At 68.6% G+C, this 22,136-nt stretch carries 8 protein-coding genes; 5 read left to right on the top strand and 3 right to left on the bottom strand.

Features of this window, described 5'->3' with window-relative positions; all coding sequences use genetic code 11:
* Positions 1–97: 97 nt before the first annotated feature.
* Together pks13 and GS4_RS23775 are read left to right on the top strand one after the other, a co-directional pair.
* Positions 98–5,380 (top strand): polyketide synthase Pks13, encoded by a 5,283-nt coding sequence (gene pks13, locus GS4_RS23780; RefSeq protein ID WP_040511733.1) that lies wholly within the window; start codon positions 98–100, stop codon positions 5,378–5,380.
* Positions 5,381–5,405: 25 nt separating this feature from the next.
* On the top strand, positions 5,406–6,956 hold the full coding sequence (locus GS4_RS23775) for an acyl-CoA carboxylase subunit beta (protein ID WP_007625437.1): 1,551 nt from the start codon (positions 5,406–5,408) through the stop codon (positions 6,954–6,956).
* Positions 6,957–7,086: 130 nt separating this feature from the next.
* Here the strand turns inward: GS4_RS23775 and GS4_RS23770 are convergent, their stop codons facing one another.
* Complete coding sequence (locus GS4_RS23770; RefSeq protein WP_040511722.1) at positions 7,087–7,626, bottom strand: Dps family protein; 540 nt, start codon at positions 7,624–7,626, stop codon at positions 7,087–7,089.
* Positions 7,627–7,784: 158 nt separating this feature from the next.
* Between GS4_RS23770 and GS4_RS23765 the strand changes: the two genes are divergently transcribed.
* Entirely contained in the window at positions 7,785–8,231 is a 447-nt protein-coding gene (locus tag GS4_RS23765; RefSeq protein WP_040511720.1) for a hypothetical protein, read from the top strand.
* Positions 8,232–8,328: 97 nt separating this feature from the next.
* On the opposite strand, the gene GS4_RS23760 is transcribed toward GS4_RS23765, so the two are convergent.
* Positions 8,329–11,694, bottom strand: a complete 3,366-nt coding sequence (locus GS4_RS23760; protein WP_007625434.1) for an arabinosyltransferase domain-containing protein — start codon at positions 11,692–11,694, stop codon at positions 8,329–8,331.
* Positions 11,687–15,028: an arabinosyltransferase domain-containing protein gene (locus GS4_RS23755; protein ID WP_439644640.1), complete on the bottom strand. Its 3,342-nt coding sequence runs from the start codon at positions 15,026–15,028 to the stop codon at positions 11,687–11,689. Before GS4_RS23755 ends, GS4_RS23760 begins: the two co-directional genes overlap by 8 nt.
* A 121-nt stretch (positions 15,029–15,149) precedes the next feature.
* Between GS4_RS23755 and GS4_RS23750 the strand changes: the two genes are divergently transcribed.
* Positions 15,150–18,431, top strand: a complete 3,282-nt coding sequence (locus tag GS4_RS23750; RefSeq protein WP_007625431.1) for an arabinosyltransferase domain-containing protein — start codon at positions 15,150–15,152, stop codon at positions 18,429–18,431.
* Entirely contained in the window at positions 18,424–21,990 is a 3,567-nt protein-coding gene (locus tag GS4_RS23745; protein WP_007625429.1) for an arabinosyltransferase domain-containing protein, read from the top strand. The genes GS4_RS23750 and GS4_RS23745 overlap by 8 nt, the downstream gene beginning before the upstream one ends.
* The last annotated feature ends 146 nt before the right edge of the window (positions 21,991–22,136 follow it).

Here is a 22,136-nt window from a genome sequence, read left to right as displayed (position 1 = left end):
GGACATGGAGTGCGACCCGTGCGGGTGCACGGGTCGCCGAGCCACGAATCCACCTGGCCACCCCCGTGCGGTGTGCCCGATCAGTAGTCTGGAAATGATGTCTGAACTGCATGAGGATCAGCCCGGCGACACCACCCCGGTCGGCGACGAGACGACCGGCACGGCCGTCCCCACCGATGGGGAGACCGCGGGGGATCTGACCGTCGGCGAACTGCGTGATTGGCTGCGCTCGTGGGTCGCGGAGGCCACCGGCATCCCGGAGTCCCAGATCTCCGAGGACCGGCCGATGGAGGAGTTCGGGCTCAGCTCCCGTGACGCCGTCGCCCTGGGTGCCGACGTCGAGGACAAGACCGGGGTGATCCTCACCGCGACGGTCGTCTTCCAGCACCCGACGATCGCGTCGCTGGCCAAGCGAATCATCGAGGGCGATCCGAACGCAGGGCTCGACCTCGAGGCCGACCAGTTCTGGATCCGCGAGCGCGACAGCGCCGACGACATCGCGATCGTCGGTCTGTCGACGCGCTTCCCGAAGGCGGGTGCCACCCCGGAGTCCACCTGGGAGGCGTTGATCTCGGGCCGGGACGGCATCTCCGACCTGCCCGCCGACCGCTGGACCGAGTTCACCGGTGACCCGCGGCTGCGCGAGGTCATCGAATCGGCCAACGTGCACGGCGGCTACCTCGACGACGTCAAGGGTTTCGACGCCGACTTCTTCCAGATGAGCCCGCGCGAGGTCGAGATGGTCGACCCCCAGCAGCGTCTGGTGCTGGAGCTCACCTGGGAGGCGTTGGAGAACGCCCACATCCCGCCGAGCGACCTCAAGGGCGAGGCGGTCGGCGTCTTCGTCGGCACCTCCACCAACGATTACCAGCTGCTGGCCACGCTCGGACTCGGCGACGGCGCGACCGACACCGCCGCCTACGCGCTGACCGGCACCTCGACGTCGATCGTCGCCAACCGCGTCTCCTACTACTTCGACTTCCACGGCCCGTCGGTTGCGATCGATACGGCGTGCTCGTCGTCGCTGGTCGCCGTCCACCAGGCCGTACGCAGCCTGCGTACCGGGGAGAGTGACGTCGCCGTGGCCGGTGGCGTCAACATGCTCATCACGCCGGCGGCCACACTCGGGTTCGACTCGATCGGCGCGCAGGCAAAGAACGGCCGGATCAAGGCATTCTCGGCCGACGCCGACGGCATGATCCGCGCCGAGGGCGGCGGTCTGTTCATCCTCAAGCGTCTGTCCGACGCCCGCCGCGACGGTGACGAGGTCTTGGCCGTGATCGCCGGGTCGGCCGTCAACTCCGACGGTCGCTCCAACGGGCTGCCCGCGCCGAATCCCGAGGCCCAGGTCAAGGTGTTGCGTTCGGCGTACACCGACGCGGCCATCGATCCGCGCACGGTCGACTATGTCGAGGCGCACGGCACCGGAACCGTGCTGGGTGACCCGATCGAGGCCGACGCGCTGGGGCGTGTGGTCGGACGTGGTCGTACCCCTGACGCGCCGATGCTGCTGGGCTCGGCCAAGACCAACTTCGGTCACATGGAGTCGGCTGCCGGCGCCGGCGCGCTGGCCAAGGTCGTGCTCTCGCTGCAGAACAACACCCTCCCGCCGTCGCTGAACTACACCGGGCCCAACCCGTACATCCAGTTCGAGGCGACCAATCTCAAGGTCACCACCGAGGCAACCGACTGGCCGCGCTACAGCGGTCACGCCATCGCCGGTGTCTCGGGCTTCGGCTTCGGCGGTACCAACGCCCACATCGTGGTGCGCGAGGTGCTCCCCACCGATCTGGTCGAGACCATCCCCGCCGACGCCGTGCAGCCTGCCGCAGCACAGGTCGCGGCGGTCGATGCAGATGCAGACGACGACGATGACTACCTGACCGAGGCCGAGCGCGCGGTGCTCGCGGCGCAGGCCACAGCCGCGCCCGCGGCGGCCGCTCAGGTCGAGGTCGATCCCACCGACGGCTTCGCGCCCGCCGCGGTCGAGGGTGGCGTGGTCCCGCTGGTGCTGTCCGGGTTCATCCCGTCACGTCGCCGCAAGGCCGCCGAGGACCTCGCCGCCTGGCTCGAGACCGACGAGGCGCGCGCGACGCCGCTGGCCGACATCGGCCGTGCGCTCGCGCACCGCAACCACGGCCGCTCGCGATCGGTGGTGCTGGCCCGCACCCATGAAGACGCGCTCACCGGTGTGCGCGCGGTGGCCGACGGCAAGGTGAATCCCCTCGTCCTGTCGGTCGACTCTCCCGATGCCGCATCTGCGGTGTGGCTGCTGTCCGGTTTCGGGTCCCAGCACCGCAAGATGGCCAAGCAGATCTACACCGAGAACCCGATCTTCGCGAAGTACGCCGACCGTGTCGACGAGTTCGTGCAGAACGAGCTCGGATACTCGATCGTCGAGAAGTTCCTCGACGACGAAGAGACCTACGGGATCGAGACCGCCCAGGTCGGCATCTACACGATCCAGGTCGCACTGGCCGACACACTCCGCCATCATGGCGCCGAACCCGGTGTGCTGGTTCCGCATTCGATGGGTGAGGCCTCTGCTGCCTACATCTCCGGGGGCCTGTCGCTGGAAGACGCCACCCGCGTCATCTGTCAGCGTTCCCGCCTGATGGGTGAGGGTGAGTCGACGCTCTCCGGCGATGACATCCGGCTGATGGCACTCGTGGAGTACAGCGCCGACGACATCACCGACGTCCTGACCGACTACCCCGACCTCGAGATCTGCGTCTACGCCGCACCGACCCACACGGTCATCGGCGGACCCGAGGCGCAGGTCGACGCCATCGTCGAGCGCGCCGAGTCCGAGGGAAAGCTCGGTCGCAAGCTGCAGACCAAGGGCGCGAGCCACACCTCGCAGATGGATCCGCTGCTCGGTGAGCTCTCCTACGAGCTCACCGGTATCGAGCCGCAGCGTCCCACCGTCGGTTTTTACAGCTCGGTCGACCGGGAGACCTTCTATCGGGCCGGCTCCGACCCGGTGCACACCATCGACTACTTCACCAAGGGTCTTCGCCACAGCGTCTGGTTCTCCCAGGCCATCGCGAAGTCGGTGGAGAACGGCCATCGCACCTTCATCGAGCTGTCGCCGAACCCGGCCGTGCTCATATCCGTTGCAGCGGTGACCTTCTCGCTGGGTCTGCACGATGCGGAACTGATCGAGACGCTCAAGCGCAAGGAGGACGAGAGCATCGGCCTCGTCACCGCGTTGATGAAGCTCTACGTGCACGGGCACCCGGTCGACGTCGCGTCGCTGTTCGGCAAGGGGTCGTTCGCCGACATCCCGCGAACCCGCTTCGAGCGCAAGGAGTTCTGGCTCACCGCGTCGGTGTCCGGTGGCGGTTCGGCAGGGCGGGCCCCCGGCTCGCACGTCTCGCTGCCCGACGGTCGGCATGCGTGGGAGGTCGACGCCTCGGTTGTCACCGATCCGCGCGCGCTGGTCCAGTCCGCCGCGGCGCAGGTGCTTTCCGACGCGACCGTCGGTGCGGCACAGTCGTATGCGGATCTGCCGAAGACCGGCACGCTGACCACCACGTTGACCCGCCATCCGGGCGGTGCCGCGGTAGCGGTGCACGCCAAGGACGGTGACCATTTCCGGCTGCTGTTCGAGGCCGCGGTCACCGGCGCCCTCGCCGGCGGGGCCACCCCGGCTCTTCCCACCGGCGAGACCCAGGACGCCGTGCAGGCCGCGCCGGCAGGCGGTGTCGCCGACGGCTCGCCGCTGCCGGTCGACGACGAGGTGGTCGAGGACATCGGTCGCCGCTGGTCGCCCGATTCCGGTGAGTCGGTGGAGGATCGGCTGGCCACCATCGTCGGTGAGTCGATGGGCTACGACCCTGCCGACCTCCCGCGCGAGATCCCGCTGATCGAGCTCGGGCTCGACTCGCTGATGGCGGTGCGGATCAAGAACCGCGTCGAGTACGAGTTCGACATCCCCCAGCTGCAGCTGCAGGCGATGCGCGACGCCGATCTCTCCGACGTCGTCAAGTTCGTCAGTTACGCGGTGGAGCACCGCGACGAGGTCGCCGCACTGGCCGAGGGATCGGCGGGACAGGGCGACATCGACACCGCGGCGCTGGCAGAGATGATCGAGGGCGGTGGAGCGCCACCTGCGGACGCCGAGACCGCTGCTCCCGCCGAGACCGTTGCTCCCGCCGCGACCGCTGCGCCTGCGGTGACGCCCACGGATGCTGGCCCGGCAGCAACTGCACCTGCCACCGATCTCGGTGACCAGGCAAAGGTCGCCGAGGCCGCGGGGTCGGACGTACCGCCGCGAGATGCCGCGGAGCGTCTGACCTTCGGCGCCTACGCGGTGGTCGCGGGCAAGTCCGCGGGCGGCATCTTCAACAAGCTGGCCGTCCTCGACGAGGAGACCGCGCAGAAGCTCACCGATCGCCTCAACGAGCGCACCGGCGGCGACATCGACGTCGAGGACATCCTCGACTCGGAGACCATCGAGGACATGTCGAACTATGTTCGCGAGTACCTCGACGCGAGTGCCGACACCGACGGCTTCCTGCGGTTCCTGCGGCTGGTGCCGAACGGCAAGCGGAGCTACGACCCGACTGCGGGCGACCCGACGCCGGTCCTGCTGTTCCACCCGGCCGGCGGCAACACCTCGGCCTACGAGACGTTGCTGAAGCGTCTGCCGGACTCGCAACCGGTGATCGGCTTCGACCGCGTCGAGGGCACCATCGAAGAGCGTGTGCGGCAGTACCTCCCGCGACTACGCGAGGTCCAGCCGCACGGCCCGTACGTGCTGGTCGGCTGGTCACTCGGCGGCGGTCTCGCCTATGGATGCGCCCAGGTCCTCCGGGAAGAGGGCGAGGACGTGGCGTTCGTCGGACTCATCGACGCCGTTATGCCCGCTGAGCGCACGATCGAGAACGAGGACACCAAGCGGGCCCGACTGGAACGCTGGAAGAACTTCGCGATCCGCAACTACGACCTCGATGATGATGTGCCCATCCCGATGGACCGACTGGTGAAGGCCGACGACGAGGGTCAGTTCCAGATCATCATGGAGATGATGTCCATGAGCACCACCAAGATCCCGGGCGGCATCATCGAGCACCAGCGGACGTCCTTCCTGGACAACCGCGCGCTGACCAACATCGCGCCGACGGAGTTCGACGGCAAGGTGGTGCTCTACCGCGCGGACCGCATGCACGACGGGGCCATCGAACTCGATCCGCAGTGGGCGAAGGTCGACGAGCACGGCGGCTGGGGTCCGCTGGTGAGCGACCTGGAGATCGTGCACGTCGGCGGCGACCATCTGTCGATGGTCGACGAGCCCTACATCTCCACCATCGGGGCCGATCTGACGAAACGACTTGCGGGGGTACAGCACCAGGCCGATTCCACGGCTCGCAAGTGATCACGCACGGCGAAAGTGAACGACAGTGACTGAGACGACCGCGGCGAAACTCGCCGACCTCCGTGAGAAGCTGGCCGCCGCCCAGGAACCGGGCGGCGAGAAGGCGCTGGCCAAGCGTGCCGCGAAAGGCATCTGCTCGCCCCGCGAGCGCCTGAACATGCTGTTCGATCCGGGCACCTTCGTCGAGATCGGTGCTCTGGCGAAGATGCAGGGTGCCGCCGACTCCGGCTACGGCGACGGCGTCGTCACCGGACATGGTCTGGTCCACGGTCGTCCGGTCGCCGCGTTCTCGCACGACCAGTCCGTCTTCGGCGGCACCGTGGGCGAGATGTTCGGCCGCAAGGTGTCCGCGCTCATGGAGTGGGCGGGCAAGATCGGCTGCCCGATGGTCGGTATCAACGACTCCGCGGGTGCGCGCATCCAGGACGCGGTCACCTCGCTGGCCTGGTATGCGGAGATGGGTCGCCGCAACCTGCTGCTGTCCGGTCTGGCGCCGCAGGTGTCGGTCATCCTCGGCAAGTGTGCCGGTGGCGCCGTCTACACCCCGGCCAACACCGACATCCTGGTGGCGGTCGAGGACAAGAGCTACATGTTCGTCACCGGTCCCGACGTGCTCAAGCAGGTCAGCGGAGAGGACATCTCGGCCGAGGACCTCGGTAGCGCCCACAACCAGGCACGCTGGGGCAACATCCACCACGTCGCGCCGGATGAGGCGAACGCCTTCGAGTGGGTACGCGAGTACCTGCAGTACATGCCGTCGAGTGCCTACGAGCAGCCGCCGGTGATCAACCCCGGTCTCGAGCCGGAGATCACCGAATCCGATCTCGCGCTGGACAATTTCATGCCGGACAACGACAACGCCGGCTACGACATGCACGACATCATCATCAAGCTGTTCGACGATGGTGCCTTCCACGAGGTCGGTGAGCTCTTCGCGCCGAACATCCTGACCGGTTATGCGCGTGTCGACGGTCGTTCGGTCGGCGTCATCGCCAATCAGCCGAGCGTGATGTCCGGTGTGCTGGACACGGATTCGTCGGAGAAGGCGACCCGCTTCGTGCGGATCTGCAACGCCTACGACATCCCGCTGGTCTTCCTCGTCGACACCCCCGGCATTCTGCCGGGCCTCGCCGAGGAGCAGAAGGGCACCATCCGACGGTCGGGCAAGTTCCTGTACGCCTATGTGGAGGCCGACGTCCCCAAGGTGACGGTAGTGCTACGCAAGGCATATGGCGGCGCCTACGCGGTGATGGGATGCAAACAGCTCGGAGCCGACATCAACTTCGCCTGGCCCACAGCCAAGATCGCGGTCATGGGTGCCGAGTCCGCGGCGGCCGTCCTGACCCGCCGCCAGACCGACGGGATGTCGGCGGCGGACGCCGACAAGGTGCGTCGGGACTTCATCGACTTCTACAACGCGAACATGGCGACGCCGTACCTCGCGGCCGAGCGCGGCTACGTCGACGCGGTGATCGAGCCGTCGGAGACCCGCCTGCAGCTCCGGAAGGCGTTGGCGCAGTTGCGTGACAAGAAGGAGTGGCGCACCCCGCGCAAACACAACCTGATGCCGATCTGATCGGCGTCACGGCCACTTCTCACGACACGACGAACGCCCCCGCACTCATCATCCGCCGGTTCGATTCACGGCGTCTGATGGAGGTGCGGGGGCGTTCGTCGTCTCGAGCTTCTCGAGCAGGTCTTGTCGGTCAGCGAGCAGAGTCGGCTGCCGCCTTCTCCGAGTCTGCGCCGGCATTGACGAGCTGACCGGTCGAGTTCTCCAGGTGGGCGCGGACGAACCACTGGAACTTCTCCAGCTCGGCAGTCTGTCCGATGAGGATGTCCTCGGTGATCGGGTCCAGCTCGCCGGTGCGGGCGATGCCATCACGATGCGACTTCACGAACCCGTCGTAGACGAGGTCGAGGGCGGCCAGATGTGCTTGCACGGTGTCCCGGCCGATCGAGTAGTCGGCCCAGCTGCGGTCCGACTCGATGGCGTTCGCGGTGCCCTTGGGCGACCCGCCGAGGGTCGCGATGCGCTCGGCCAGGGTGTCGGCGTATCCGCGGGCCAGTTCGACCTGCGGGTCGATCATCTCGTGGACGCCGATGAAGTTGGGCCCGACCACGTTCCAGTGGACGTGCTTGAGGGTGAGGTGCAGGTCGTTGAGCGCGCTGAGGCGCTCCTGCAGGATGGCGGTCACCTCGGTGGCCGCTTCGGTGCTGAGTCCGGGGGCTGTGAATGAGGTCATGTCCCCAACGTTAGGCACGCGCACGACTGGTGGCCACCTTCGTCGCTGATGGCAACGGAACCGCAATCGAGGTCACGGACCGGTCACAGGGGCGAGCCGCTCGCGGTGGCTCAACCTCAAGCTAGACGGTGATGTCTATCTATGTAGAATTTGCCAGCGTGCATTTCCCATACGCTCCGCAGAGTAACGAGGACGACCACCCGATCTCGACGATCGTGTTGACCACCGAGGCAGTCGACGCCCTCAAACTTCGTTTCGAATCCTGGCCTGCATGGGATCCCGAGGAGTCGGGCACCGAGCGGACCGGACCGCCCGCATACCTCGTCGAGAACAACTCGATTCCTGGTTCCATCGCAGTCAGCGCCGTGGAGATGCTGGACAACGGCTGGATTCGCGCCGTCGCCCACCTGAGTCCTGATTACAAGAGCCGCAACCGGGTCGACCTGTTGCTGCCCGAACGGCACGTGATCGCGATCTACTCGGAATCCCTGGTCCACAGCATTCTCGCCACGCACTCTGTCGATGGCGTGCAGGCGGCGATTCGCGTGAGGGCGGACAACCTGCGCAGAGCTCCCCGCAGCAGCCGTGCCGACGTCGCTCCGTGAGTCGCTCCGTGACGATGTGAACCCGACATGAGTCGTCAGGTGGTCCGAAGCCCGACGGCGCGAGCAGGCTGGGACACCGCTCGCGCCGCCGGGACGCTCAGTATCCGCTGGATCGCATCGGCGCGGGGTCGAACAGGCCAGATCTCCGTTCGGTCCCCAGTTGGAGCTGCGCCGGCGGTGCCGGCGCTATCTCGGTGAACCGCTGCAGGCCGCCCCAGTCCCGACCCCAGTTGTTGCGCAGGTAGGTCGGCAACAGCGTCGGCGTGAGCAGCGCCTCGGTGATCCCGAGCGGACCACCTGCGGTGCCGGCCATCCAGGTCTGGCTGTTCTTCCGGGTCGCCTCGGCATCCGGCATGATCCGCCAGTCCGGGACCTCCAGGACCCCGTTGCGGACCTTCATCGGCTGCTGACACGGGAACACCATGCCGGGCAGCCAGTCGATGAACACCGGATCGGTGGTGCCGACCACGTCGTTGAGCGTGCGCAACGGCGTCACGCGCGGCGGGGTGACGGCCACCCACTCCGACGGGGCGCCCGCGGTGTCACGCACCTCGACCCGCACGACGTCGGCACCACGAGGTGCCGAGGCCAACGGATAGCGGAGGTTGCGCCACGTGGGGACCTCGCCGATGTCGATGGGCGACATCGATCCGACGGGCGACACACGGCCACCGGGTCCGGACCGACCGAACTCCACCGTCACCTGCTGACCGGCGTGCACCACGCCGATACCGTCGACGGCCTGCACCGAACCGGCCACCGCGATGGTGAGCAGCGGCGAATCGGTATCCGACGGCGGTAGCTGATACCAGTCCGTGGTGAGCCGGCCGGTACCGCTCGGTGCGCCGTAGCTGCCGAGCACGGGGGTGTTGGCCGGGTTCAGCCCGAACGGCAGTCGGACGGTCGAACCGTTGACGCCCCGGGCGCCCTGCCCGCCCTCCGTGCCGCCCTGGGCGGATTCACTCGTCTGCCCCGACTCGTCGGCGCCGGCACCACTCTGCGCGGTGTTGGTGGCCGTCGACGTGCCGGAGTTGGTGTCCTGACTCTCGGTGGCATCCACCGACAGCCGGTTCGGTACCCCGTTGGGTGTGAAGCCGACCGGGTCGGGGCCGGCCAGTGCGGCGGCGATGTCGGGAGCCGGGCGGCCGTCGACGGCGGCTGGTGCCAGCAGCCCGACATTGGGGTTCTCCTCGACCAGGACGTCGTTGGCGAGACCACACGAATTGCCGGTGAGTGCGCGGGCGTTGGAGTTGAACCACGACCAGCTGTCGCGTTGGACGTAGGCCGCCTTCGCGAACGACGCCACCATGAACAGCACCACGAACGCGGAGATCACCGGAAGGGGCGAGAACTTCAGTCGGGACAGCAGGTTGTGGCCCCCGCGTGTCCTGGTCTGCTCGTCGACGTGGTCGTCGCGGAAGTGGTACCAGAGTCCCACCAGCGCGGTGATCACGGTGAGCGCGAGGAACACCCAGGAGAACTGGATACCGGCGACCGCGGGCGGACGGTCCCACCACGGGATCCCGTAACTGCCGACGAACCACCAGCCGTTGGTGCCGGCAAAGGAGATGCCGGTGATCGCCAGCACGGCCGCCGCGAAGAACGTGCGGTTGCGCCGCGAACGGAGGATGGCCGGTGCCATCATCGCGCCGGCCGCCGCCGCCAGACCTGCGGCGATGCCCGCGTACACACCGAAGTGGTGCGTCCACTTGGTCGGTGTGAACGAGATGAAGAACATGGTTCCGAGGATGACCGCGATGAGGCGCCAGATCGGTGCGCGCGCAATGCCGTTCGGATGCTCACGCCGCAGCAGCCGGAACAGCACGACCGCGAGGCAGAGGATCATCGCCAGGATGCCGAAGCGGCGCGACAAGGTGCCGTCGGCGGTGGGCAGGATCAGGTAGTAGTACCGCACCGGCTCCTGCCACCACTCCAGCGTCGGGCCGACGTCGGAGGCGACCTGGTTGCCGGTGAGCAGCGGCATGAGTGGTTGATCGGCGAAGATCTGGAACAGCACGGCGGTGCCCGCGGCCAGGATCGGCGCCAACAGCGGCAGCAGCCCGTCGCGTCTGCGTCGGGTCACCAGCGTCTTGACGATGGGTCGCACCCCGGCGAGCAGCGCGGCGACCGCCATCAGGCCGCCCGGTGCGAGTGCGAGCGTGAAGGCCGCCGCGACCACCGCGACGGCGTAGGGCAGCAGCCGTCGGGTGGCGATCGCCCGCTCGACGCAGCACCAGGTCAGCAGCGCGCCGACTGCTTCGGCGGGCTCGGGACGTAGACCGTTGTTGAACGGCAACCAGATCGCGAGGAACACGAATGCGGCCGACCAGACGGCGGGCGTGCTGTGGCGCACCGCGCGACCGAGTCGCGGGATCACCTCGCGACTGATCAACCACCAGCCAAGCAACCCGAGCAAGAAGGCGGGCAGACGCATCCACGGCGCAGCCAGACTCACGTGGCTCATCGCTGCGATCACCTGGAAGTGCCACCCGAAGGGGTCCTGCGGGACACCGAAGTAGCGGAAGTAGTTGTCCGCGTAGCCCGCGTCGCCGGCGATCCGGCCGACGGTGAAGTTGTACCCGTCGTCGGAGGTGTTGGTACCCATGAACCACCAGATCGCGAGGATCACGAAGACCACGACGTCCGGACCGCGGATGGTGAACCAGCCCGCAGGCAGGAAACGACGATGGCCCCGACGGTCGCGGTGATCCAGGATTCCGAGCGCCACGAGGGAAGCGATCGTCATCGCGATACCGAGGACGATCGCGATCAGCTTCAGCGTCGTGGGGGTGCTGACGTAGCGGGTGTCGATGGTCGCACGCAGCGACAGGCCCTCGATCGAGGCGCTCGCCGGCAGATCCGAGTAGACGCCGACGATCTGCGGCCGCATGTCGGGGTCACCGGTGCCGAAGGTGTGCAGTCCTTCGCCGGTCGTGCCGTCGATGCGGGCACGGACGCCCGTGCCGTCGGCGTCGAGCACGATGCGGCAGTTCGGGTTCGACTGCGCAGCAGCGCGATCGGTGGTCAGGATGACGACGTCGCGATCGGTGACCGTGATGGCGTCGGTCGAGGCGCGGATGAAGAGAGCACGCGCGTTGGCGTCCTTGCCCGCTGCCGGCATCGTCGACAGCAGCACACCACCCGACGCTGGTAGATCGGCGGCGCGGGCGCATGGCACCGACACGTCGACGTCGATCGGCACGAACGAGACCAGCGGCGCGACGACGTCGTCGACCTTCTGAGCCTGCGGCCACGACAACTCGGCGGTCGTCTGCTCGACCGGGAGCAGCGGGGTGAGGATCGCGAGCAGGAAGCCGAGCAGACCGGTGACCACCGCGGTGATCTTGACCGCCCGTGCACTCGGACGTCGACGACCTCGACCTGGATCGACCGGCCCGCCCGCCTCAGGCGATGGAGATGGTTCGGATGCTGCTGGTTCGGGTGATGCAGTGGGCTCAGTCATCGGTATCGGGCTCCACCCTGATCGATCCGGCGCGTGACCAGCCCCATCGGGTCCGGTCGGCGGTGGTGACGTCGACCGTCGCCGCGTCCGCCACCAGTGGCGTCAGCTTCTCCAACACTCCCCATCCCTGATGCCAGTCGTCCTTCAGGTACGTCGGCACCGTCCGTGCCGAGGTCACCGCCTCCGACACCCCGAGCAGTCCGCCGTCGACGCCTGCCTGCCAGGTCTTCGACTGCGAGTTGGCGGTGACGAAGTCGGGTTGGATACGCCACTGCGGGACGTCGGCGACCCCGTTGCGCACCCGCATCGGCTGCTGGCACGGGAAGTGCGCGGCAACCGGGAAGTCGATGAGTGTCGGTGTCTGCGAGCCGACCACCTGCTGCAGCGTCTGCAGTTGCGGGGCGCGCGGCGGGGTCAGACCGATGAACTGCTTGTCGCCGAGGTTGTTGTCGAGTGCGACCAAGCGGACCACGCTGGCCCCCGGGGGTGCGGCCGACATCGGGACCCGCAGGTTGCGCCACGGGCGATTCACCACGACCGGACCGGGGTCGATCGGGATCACGTCCGAACCGATCTGCTCGAAGGCGCCGTCGGCGCCGGGGCGACCGAACTCGACGACGAGCCGCTGGCCGAAGACCGGAGTGCCGTTGGCGTCGGTGGTCGCGATCGAACCCGCCGCGCTGAAGACGATCAGCGGAGACGCGTCGCGGGCCGGAAGGTCGTACCAACCGGTGGTCAGACGTGCCTCCCCGACATAGCCGTAGCTGCCGAGTACGGGTGTCGTCGCCGGATCGAGTCCGAACGGCAGGGCCACCGTCGAGCCGTTGACCGTTCGCGGTCCGGTGCCGCCGGTGGTCCCCGCACCCTGACCGCCGACCACCGCGAAGGGCTTGGCCACGCTCGCCGCGACATTCATCTGTCCGGGACGCGCACTACCGGGCTCGGGGGTCAGATCGCCTGCGATGCCGTCGGGGGTGAACCCGACCGCACCGGAGCCGGCCAGTGTCGCCGACGCCGACCGGCCGTCGGCGGGACGCAACATACCCGCGTTCGGGTTCTGTTCGACGAGAATCTGATCCGCCATCGCGCACGGCTGACCGCGCACCGTGTCGATGTTGGAGCTGAGCACGGTGAAGGCCGGGTAGCGGGCCGCGGCGGCCTTGGCGAACACCAGTACCTCCGAGATGACCAGTAGGGCGGCCACCACGGCGATCGGGGACGACGCCAAGAACAGCCGTCGACGATCCGCACGAGATTCACCCGGGCCGTCGGTGACGTGGGAGAGGCCCTTGTTGGCCACGTAGTCCAGGCGCAGATGCTGCCAGACCGCGATCGCGGCGGTGATCACCGCGAGGACCAGGAAGATCGTCGACACCTGGTAGCCGGCCAACACGGGGGAGCGGTCGAACCAGGAGATGCCGTAGTCGTAGGCGAACGGCCAGGCGTTCTTGCCCGCCATCGCAGCGGCGAGTGCGAAGAAGAGTCCGGAGACGAAGACCGTCAGGTTGCGCGCCGACCGGGCTGCCGACTCGGCGACCGCGAGGGTTGCGGTGGCCGCCACCGCGGCGCCCAGACCGGCGAACACACCGAACTGGATCGTCCACTTGGTGGGGGTGAAGGCCAGCAGCACGAGCGTGATGCCGATGGCGCCGATGAGTCGCCAGGTGGGGCCGGGATCGACTGCCCGGATCCGGTTGCGGCGCAGCATCACCGATACCGTGACGAGCGTGCCGGCGAGCAGCAGCAGGACCGGGACGCGGCGGGTGAGTGCACCGTCGTCGGTGGTGACGGTGATGAAGTAGTAGCGCAGGTACTCCTGGTACCAGGGGATCGTCGGGCCGACCTGATAGCGCACCTTGACGGCCTCCACGACCGAGGCCAGGCTCTGATCGCGGAAGACCACCACGAGGACCAGCAGGCCGGCTGCGGCGATCGGTGCGACCAGTGCCGTCACACCGACCTCGCGTCGACGTTCGAGCAACACCCGCAGCAACGGCCGGGCGGCCACCAACAGGATGGCCACGGCGATCACGCCGTGCGGTGCTAGCGCGAGGGTGAGTCCGGCGGCGAGCGCCCCGAGGGCGGCCGGCAGCAGCCGGCGGGTGGCGATCGCGCGCTCGGCGGCCCACCAGGTCAGCATCGATCCGAGCACGATGATCGACTCGCTGCGCAGACCGCTGCAGAACGGCAGCCAGAACGCGGTGAACACGAGAGCCGCAGCCCACACCGCCCAGCCGCTGCGCCGGACCGCTACTCCGAGCCTGGGCAGCAGCACGCGGCTCAGGACGAACCACGAGACGAGTCCGGCGGCCAGTGACGGCAGGTGGGTCCACAGGATCGACGGGGAGATCGCCGACCAGTGCGCGAGGAAGCTGTAGTACCAGTCGAACGGAGCCTCGGGCGCGCCGTAGTACCGGTAGTAGTTCGCCAGGTATCCGGATGCGTCGGCGGCTCGCCCCATGGTGAGTATGTAGCCGTCGTCGGGAGTGCCCGCCCCGAGGAAGGTCCACACGACCAGGACGCCGGTGACGGCGAGATCGCTGACCTTCGGGATCAATGCACGCCAGAGTGATCGGACCCGCGCACCGACACGTCGGTGGTAGCCGTACGCGCGGTCGAGGACGGCGAGCGCGATCAGCGCCACGAGTACGGCGATGACCGCGATGATCATCACGATGAGCTTCAGCACCGACGGCGAGCTCACGTACCGGTTGTCGATCCGGACCGAGACGCGCATGCCCTGTCCGGCCGCGGTCGAGACCTGCGCGGTGGTGAGCGGGGTGAAGATGCCGTCGACCTGCGGACGCTTCTGCGGATCGAGCACGGTGGCGTCCCCGACGCCGACGAACTGCGCACCGGGGCCGGCGGGATCGGCGAAGATCCTCAGTTCCCGGCAGTCGGGGGAGGCGAGCTGCGCGGCGGTCGCCGACGCCGCGACGGTGTTGCGGAAGGTGACGGTGACGCCCTCGGAGTTGCCGGTGACGTACAGCGCCGACGCCTTGCTCTTGGGGGCGTTGGTCGGCATCGTCGCGAAGACCAGGCTGTTCTCCGTCGGCAGGTCGGCGAGGACCCGACAGGGGATCGTCGCCTGCAGATCCTGCGGGGTCTGCGCGATGAGCGGCGCGACGATCGATGCGGACCCATCGGTGAGGGACTGTCCCTGCGGCCAGTCGAACGAGGCGTCGGTGGCGGTGACCGGCAGCAGCGGGGTGATGGCACACAGCACTGCGCCGACGATCCCGGCCACGACGGCCACCAGTCGGGCGGTGCCCGCCCTCGCCACATCGGTCTGCTCGGTGGCTCCGGGCTCGGCGGGCGAGGCAGTCACAGGCACGATGTCAGATGGTATGGGAGTTCCCTGAGAGGTCATAGTCGCGAGGTGGGCTGCTGTTCGCACCCCGGCCACCGGCCTCCGATCGTGTCGACGACCCGACGTCGATTAGTGTTCCCCTCTGATGTCTTCGTTCTCCCGGGTGTCCCCGCGTGTCTGGGCCACCGTTGCCGCCGTGGCCGGACTCGCCGCGATCATCGCTGCGCTCCTCACGCCGTTGCTCCCGGTCAGCGGGCACACCGCGACCATCGACTGGCCGAAGGGGCAGCAGCTCACCGGGTCGAACGGATCGGTCACCGCGCCGCTGGCCGCGCAGACCGCGCGGTCGCTCGACGTCACCGTCGGCTGTCGGACCCTGGCTGCGACGCCGACCGACGAGCGCACCGTCGTGGTCTCCACGATGCCCACGGCCGGCCGCAACGCCGCCGACAAGGCATTGTTCGTGACCGCGACCGCCGATCGGGTCGCCGTCACGCTGCGGGGAACCGAGCTGATCTCGGCCCCGCGCACCGACCTGACCCGCTGCGAACGGCTCGAGGTCCGCACCTCCGGCACCGCCGTCGAGGCCCGGTTCGTCGGGCTCGGACCGGCGGCGGTCGGCAACCCCGACGACCGGCCCCAGGTGGCAGGCATCTTCACCGGTCTCGACGGACCGGCCGTGGAGCGGGCCGCAGCCGCCGGTGGACTCGCCGTGCACGTCGAGGTCGACAACCGCTTCGACACCGGACCCACCGCCCTGAAGGTCGTGGTCATGGTCATCGGGGTGCTGGCCGCGCTCATCGCCTTGATCGCCATCGCCGCCCTCGACGTGGTCAACGGGTACCACCGGCGGGTCGGCCGACTCGATCTGCGGCGCTTGCTGATGCCCCGCGCAGCCGATGTGTCCGTGACCGCGGTGCTGGTGGTCTGGCACTTCCTCGGGGCAGGCAGTTCCGACGACGGCTACATCCTCACGATGGCCCGCAACGCTCGAGACGCCGGCTACCTCTCCGACCACTACCGGTTCTTCGGCATCACCGAGGCACCGTTCGACTGGTATTACAGCTTCTTGTCTCTGTGGTCGCACGTGTCGGCCGCCGGCGTCTGGATGCGCCTGCCCGCACTCGTCGCCGGCCTGGTCTCGTGGTTCGTGCTCAGCCGCATCCTCTTGCCGCGACTCGGCGGAGCGGTCCGACGCTCGCAGTGGGCGATGTTCACCGCCGCCGCGGTCTTCGTCGCCTTCTGGATGCCGTTCTGCAGCGGTCTGCGCAGCGAGGGCATCATCGTGCTGGGATCGCTGCTGACCTGGTGGGGGGTCGAGCAGGCCATCGCGACCCGCCGGATGCTCCCGGCCGCGGGAGCGGCGTTCGCCGCCGCGCTGACGCTCGCGACGGCGCCGCACGGGATCATCGCCGTCGCCCTCCTGCTCGCTGGTTCCCGCCCCCTGCTGCGAAACCTCCGTGCACGCCGGGCAGAACACGGCATCGTGTCGCTGGTCGCGCCGATCGGTGCCGCCGTCGGGCTCGTGGTGATCCTGGTCTTCCGCGACCAGTCGCTGGCGGCGGTGGCCGAGGCGATCCGGGTTCGCTACACCGTCGGCCCGACACTCGTCTGGTACCAGGAACTGCTCCGGTTCTACTACCTCTCGCTCACCACCCAGGACGGCTCGCTGGTCCGCCGGGTGCCGCTGCTGCTCCTGCTGGCTGCGGTCGTGGTCACGCTGTCGGTCATGCTGCGCCGCAAGCACATCCGCGGTGTCGATCCCGGCCCCGTATGGCGTCTCGTCGGAGCGATCCTGCTGACCATCCTGTTGTTGTCGTTCACCCCGACCAAGTGGACCGTCCAGTTCGGCGTGTACGCCGGGGTCGGTGCCGCGATGGCGGCGGTGGCCACCGTTGCGGTCGCGCAGTCGGCACGTCGGTCGCCGCGCAACCTGTGGATGTACATCGCCGTGCTGCTCTTCGCGTGTGCGGTCGCGGTCGCCGGCGAGAATGCCTGGGGCTGGGGCTACGACTTCGGCATCTCCTGGTTCGACAAGGCGCCGGTGTTCGCCGGGACGCCGCTCTCGTCGGTCTTCCTCGTGCTCACCGTCCTCGCGCTGGCGGTGGCGGTCTGGTTCCACCTGCGCATCGACGTCGATGCCGAACGCGGTGTCGATCGCGACACCGGCCGGGCCCCCAACCGCCGCCAGGTCGCGATCGCCTCCGTGCCGATGCTCGCGATCGCGACGTTGCTGGTGGTCGCCGAGCTCGCGCTCTTCGCCAAGGCCGCGGCCGGACGGACCGACACCTACACCACGTTCGGTGCCAACGCGCGTGCGCTGGTCGGCGACACCTGCGGCATGGCCGACCAGGTCCTCGTCGAGACCGACCCGAATCGCGGGGCGCTCACGCCGATCGGGACGCGCGACGTCTCCCGCGCCCTCGCCGGCGAGTCGACGGGCTTCACCCCGGACGGTGTCGCGGGCGACCTCACACCGGAGGCGACCTCCCTCGGCGCAGGCACGATCAACACTTCCGGCGACCTGTCCCGACCGTTCGTCGTCACCGGCGGCGCTCCCGGTACCACCGGTGGTGTCGGTCCCGAGACGGTGAACGGATCTCGAGCGCTCCTGCCGTTCGGACTCGATCCCGCCCGCACACCTGTACTGGGCAGCTACGGCCACGACAACGGCACCGCAGAGCTCACCTCGTCCTGGTACGAGGTGCCGGACCGGGCGTCGTCGCCGCTGGTGGTGATCACCGCGGCCGGTCCCGTCCTGTCCATCGACCAGGACGGCGTGCCCCAACCGGGCCGCAAGCTCACGGTCGAGTTCGGGCGGCCCGGCGCCGCAGGCGAGTTCGAACGTGTCGGCGCGCCGTTCGTCCCGATCGATCCGGGCCCCGAGCGCCCGAACCGTCCGTGGCGCAACCTCCGTGTGCCGATGGCGGCGATCCCGTCGTCGGCGACTGCACTGCGCGTCGTCGCCGTCGACGACAACCTCAGTCCCGATCAGTGGCTGGCCATCACACCGCCGCGCGCACCCCAGGTGTCGACGCTGCAGGAGATCGTCGGCGACCGCACGCCGGTACTGCTGGATCTCTCGGTCGGCAGCCAATTCCCGTGCCAGCGCTCGATCACCACGCACGACGGCGTCGGTGAGGTGCCCCGATGGCGCATCGTCCCGGACCAGACCACCACGAACTCCAAGTCGAAGACGTGGCAGGCCTCGGTGAACGGCGGCATCCTCGCGAACTCCGAATCGCTGACGAGTGCCGACACCGTGGCCACCTATCTCGAGAACGACTGGTACCGCGATTGGGGTGGGCTGCAACGACTCACACCGCTGGTGCCGGACGCGGTGCCCGCACGGGTGACGAAGGGGTACGCGACGAGCTGGGGCTGGGACCGGCCGGGATCGATCAGGGTGGTGCCGCAGGATGACTGAACGTAATCAGGCGGCAGAGCCAGATCAGACGCCGGACCCCGAGCACTCCGCCGACAACCGCCTGAGTCCGCGGACGATCCGCATCGCGAAGATCGTGGCGGTCGTCGCGGGTGCGGTCGGTGTGTTAGTCGCGATCCTCGCGCCCATCCTCCCGGTGCAGTTCACGAAGTCCGAACTCACCTGGCCACAGGCGAACACGGTGCAGAATGTGGCCGCGCCGAACGTCTCCTACGTGCCGGTGTCGATGGACGTGTCGGTGCCGTGCTCGCTGGCAGCCGATCTGCCCGCAGCCGGCGGTGTACTGCTGTCGACCGTGCCCGAGAACGGCGCGGAAGCGGGCAAGGTCGGGCTGTTCCTGCGAGCGACGACCGACCGCATCCTCGTCACCCAGCGCAACGCGGTACTGCTCAGCGTCCCGCGTGCTGCCGCTCAGTCCGATGACGCCTGCCGCATCGTCGTGCACGCCGACACCTCAGGAACCCGTGGCGGTATCGAGGGATTCACCGAGCCGGGTAAGGAACCGCAGTCGTTCCGGCTCGACGACCCGAACTCGCGTCCGCAGATCATCGGCGTCTACACCGACCTGCCGAAGACGACGCCCGCGGATGCGCTCTCCTTCCGGTCGACCATCGACACCCGGTTCATCTCCAGCCCGACGTTGCTGAAGGGCACGCTGCTGGTGGTCGGTGTCCTGGCCACGGTGCTGTCACTGATCGCGCTGGCCGTGCTCGATGCCCGCGACGGTCGGCGTACCGGGTGGCTGCTGCGCCTGATCCCGGGCCTGCGTCGGACACCCGCCGCCAAGGTCGTCGACGAGCCCGCCGACGCGTCGACCGTGCCCTCTGATTCGTCGACCGTGCGCTCTGAATCGTCGATCGTGCGCTCTGAATCGTCGACCGTGCAATCCGAGTCCGAGGCCACCGAGCGGCCCGCCCGCCGGAGGTTCCGTCCGTCGGCCAGGTGGCGGCCGACGCTCCTCGACGCGGTCATCACCGCGGTGCTGCTGGTCTGGGCGATCGTCGGTGGCAACACCGCAGACGACGGCTATCAGGTCACCGTCGGTCGGGTGGCCCCCGGCGCGGGATACCTCGACAACTACTACCGCTACTTCGGTGTGCCGCAGGACCCCTTCGGCTGGCACTACCAATACCTTGCGCTCTGGATGCAGGTCAGCACCGCGACGCCGTGGTTGCGACTGCTCCCGTTGCTCTTCGCACTCGCAGGCTGGATCCTCATCAGCCGCTACGCGATCCCGCGTCTCGGTGACGCGGTGCGTGGATCGTCCGCGGCGCGATGGACCGCCGCATTGGCCTTCCTCGCGGTGTGGCTGCCGTTCAACAACGGACTGCGGGTGGAGCCGGCGTTGAGCGTCGGCATCCTGCTCACCTGGGTACTCGTCGAACGTGCCATCGCCACCGGGCGTTTCGTGCCACTGACCCTCGGTATCCTCGCGGCCGCGTTCACCCTCACCATCCATCCGGCAGGTGCCATCGCCGTACTGGTGTTGCTCGCGGGCGTACGTCCGTTGCTGAAGCGCCTGCGCGCGCGCCGATCCCGTGACGGGCTGCTCCCGCTGCTGATGCCGATCCTCGCGTCCGGACTGGCCGTCCTGTACGAGATCTTCGCCGACCAGCCGTTGGCATCGATCCTCGAGGGCGTCGAGGTGCAGGGGATCGTCGGGCCCACCAACAAGTGGTGGACCGAAGCGATGCGGTACTACATCCTGCTGAATCCGACCCCAGACGGCTCCATCGCGCGACGCGTCGGCATCTTCGTCACCATCATCTCGGTGCTGTTGATCGCCCTGACACTGCTGAGTCGACGTCGGGTACCGGGCATCGCGAGTGCTCCGCTGTGGCGACTCGTCGCGGTGACCTCCGGTGCCGTCGCGGTGTTGGCGTTCGTGCCGACCAAGGCCACCCACCAGATGGGCGCATTCGCCTGCCTCACCGGTGTTCTCGCGGCAGCCGCCACTGCGGTCCTGAGTCCGTCGGTGATGCGGCGGCGATGCAACCGCACCTTCGTGGCAGCGGCATGTGCCTACGCGCTCGCCGTGGCCTTCGCCGGCCGCAATCAGTGGTGGTATGTCGGCAGCTACGGCATCCCGTGGGCCGACGACACCCCGAACGTCCGTGGCATCGGGCTCTTCTGGCCGATCTTCGTGGTCGCGGTCGCGCTGACCGTCGTCGGAGCGTGGCAGTACTACCGCGACGATCGTGCGTCGCAGCGTGGTGAGGCTGTGGAGATCCCCGATCGTGGGGCGCGGAGCATCATTCAGCGGTTCCCGACCTACTCGCTGGCCATCATCTCGGCCGCGATCCTGCTCTTCACCTTCGTGTCCTTCGCCAAGGCCGCTCAGACACAACGTGGTTCGTGGTCGTGGACGAGTTCCAACATCGCCGCCCTCAAGGGGCAGCCCTGTGCGCTCGCCGATGCGGTGCTCGTCGAGGAGGATCCGAATCGCGGGCTGCTCGCACCCGCCGATGTCGCGGGTCAGCGCAACCCGTCACCGGGAGCTGCCCTCGGCGGCGGATCGGTCCGGCCGCTCGAGGGCTTCACCCCCGACGGCGTCTCCTCCAATCTGGAGAGCGATGCCGAAGGAGGTGGCGACGACTCGGATTCGGCGTCGACGACCACCGAGATCGACCGGACCCAGACCGACCCCAGCGATGCGCAGTCGGAGCCGACCGGTACCGCGGGCTCAGCCGACACCGGGGGCGGTCGCACGAGCACTCGCGGCGTCAACGGATCGTCGGTGCGGCTGCCGTTCGGACTCGACCAGCGTCGGGTACCGGTGCTCGGCACCTACGGATCGCCCACCGGCCGTGGCCAACTGACGTCCGACTGGTATCAGCTGCCGGCGCGCAGCCCCGACACCCCGCTGGTCACGATGTCGGTGGCCGGACAGATCGAGTACATCGACGAGCTCGCCGTCGTCCATCCCGGGCAGAAGCTCCGACTGGAGTTCGGTCGTGTCGAGCCCGACGGTCGGGTCACCACGGTCGCCTCGATGATGCCGCTGGACACCGGCAACGAACCGGAGTGGCGCAACCTGCGGTTCCCCCGGGACCAGGCCCCGCCGCGTGCATCGGTCGTGCGTGTCGTCGCCGACGACGAGTCGACCAACTCGGCGCAATGGCTCGCCGTGACCCCGCCGCGTGTCACCCCGTTGGTGACCCTGGAGTCGTTGGTGGGCAACGAGGATCCGACGTTGCTCGACTGGGAGGTCGCACTGGCCTTCCCGTGCCAGCGTCCGGCGGCTGCGGTCAACGGTGTGCTCGAGACCCCGATGTGGCGGGTCACCCCCGATGCCGAGGGGGAGCGCGTCAACTCGCGTCGCTGGATGGCCGGCGACTACGGCGGTCCGCTGGGCATCGTCGAGAACGAACTCCGCCCGATCGTCCTCCCGGCCTACCTACGCAACAGCTGGGCCAAGGACTGGGGCAGCCTGCAGCGGCTGGTGCCGTTGAAGCCGCAGGTCGATGCGGAGATCACCGTGACCGACGACGTCCACTCCGGACTCTGGACCCCGGGCCCGATGCGAGCGATCAAGAACTGACCCGGGCCCGGCAGTCTGAGGGTCGGGGCTGCGTGGCCGGGACTGGTTACGCTCAGTCACAATCTGCCGTCCAGCGGGCGGTCGCGTGGATATCGCACGCGGCACCCGGCTGGGCGGCAGTTTTTGGTCGGGACTCGGGCGGGCGG

The organism is Gordonia soli NBRC 108243 (assembly GCF_000334455.1).
In the GTDB taxonomy this organism is placed as follows: Bacteria; Actinomycetota; Actinomycetes; order Mycobacteriales; family Mycobacteriaceae; genus Gordonia; species Gordonia soli.
This window is presented reverse-complemented; position numbering and strand designations above follow the sequence as displayed.

Coding starts and splice junctions, on each gene's coding strand:
- GS4_RS23760 (WP_007625434.1), bottom strand. CDS start 11,694: ATGACTGAGCCCACTGCATCACCCGAACCAGCAGCATCCGAACCATCT.
- pks13 (WP_040511733.1), top strand. CDS start 98: ATGTCTGAACTGCATGAGGATCAGCCCGGCGACACCACCCCGGTCGGC.
- GS4_RS23745 (WP_007625429.1), top strand. CDS start 18,424: ATGACTGAACGTAATCAGGCGGCAGAGCCAGATCAGACGCCGGACCCC.
- GS4_RS23770 (WP_040511722.1), bottom strand. CDS start 7,626: ATGACCTCATTCACAGCCCCCGGACTCAGCACCGAAGCGGCCACCGAG.
- GS4_RS23750 (WP_007625431.1), top strand. CDS start 15,150: ATGTCTTCGTTCTCCCGGGTGTCCCCGCGTGTCTGGGCCACCGTTGCC.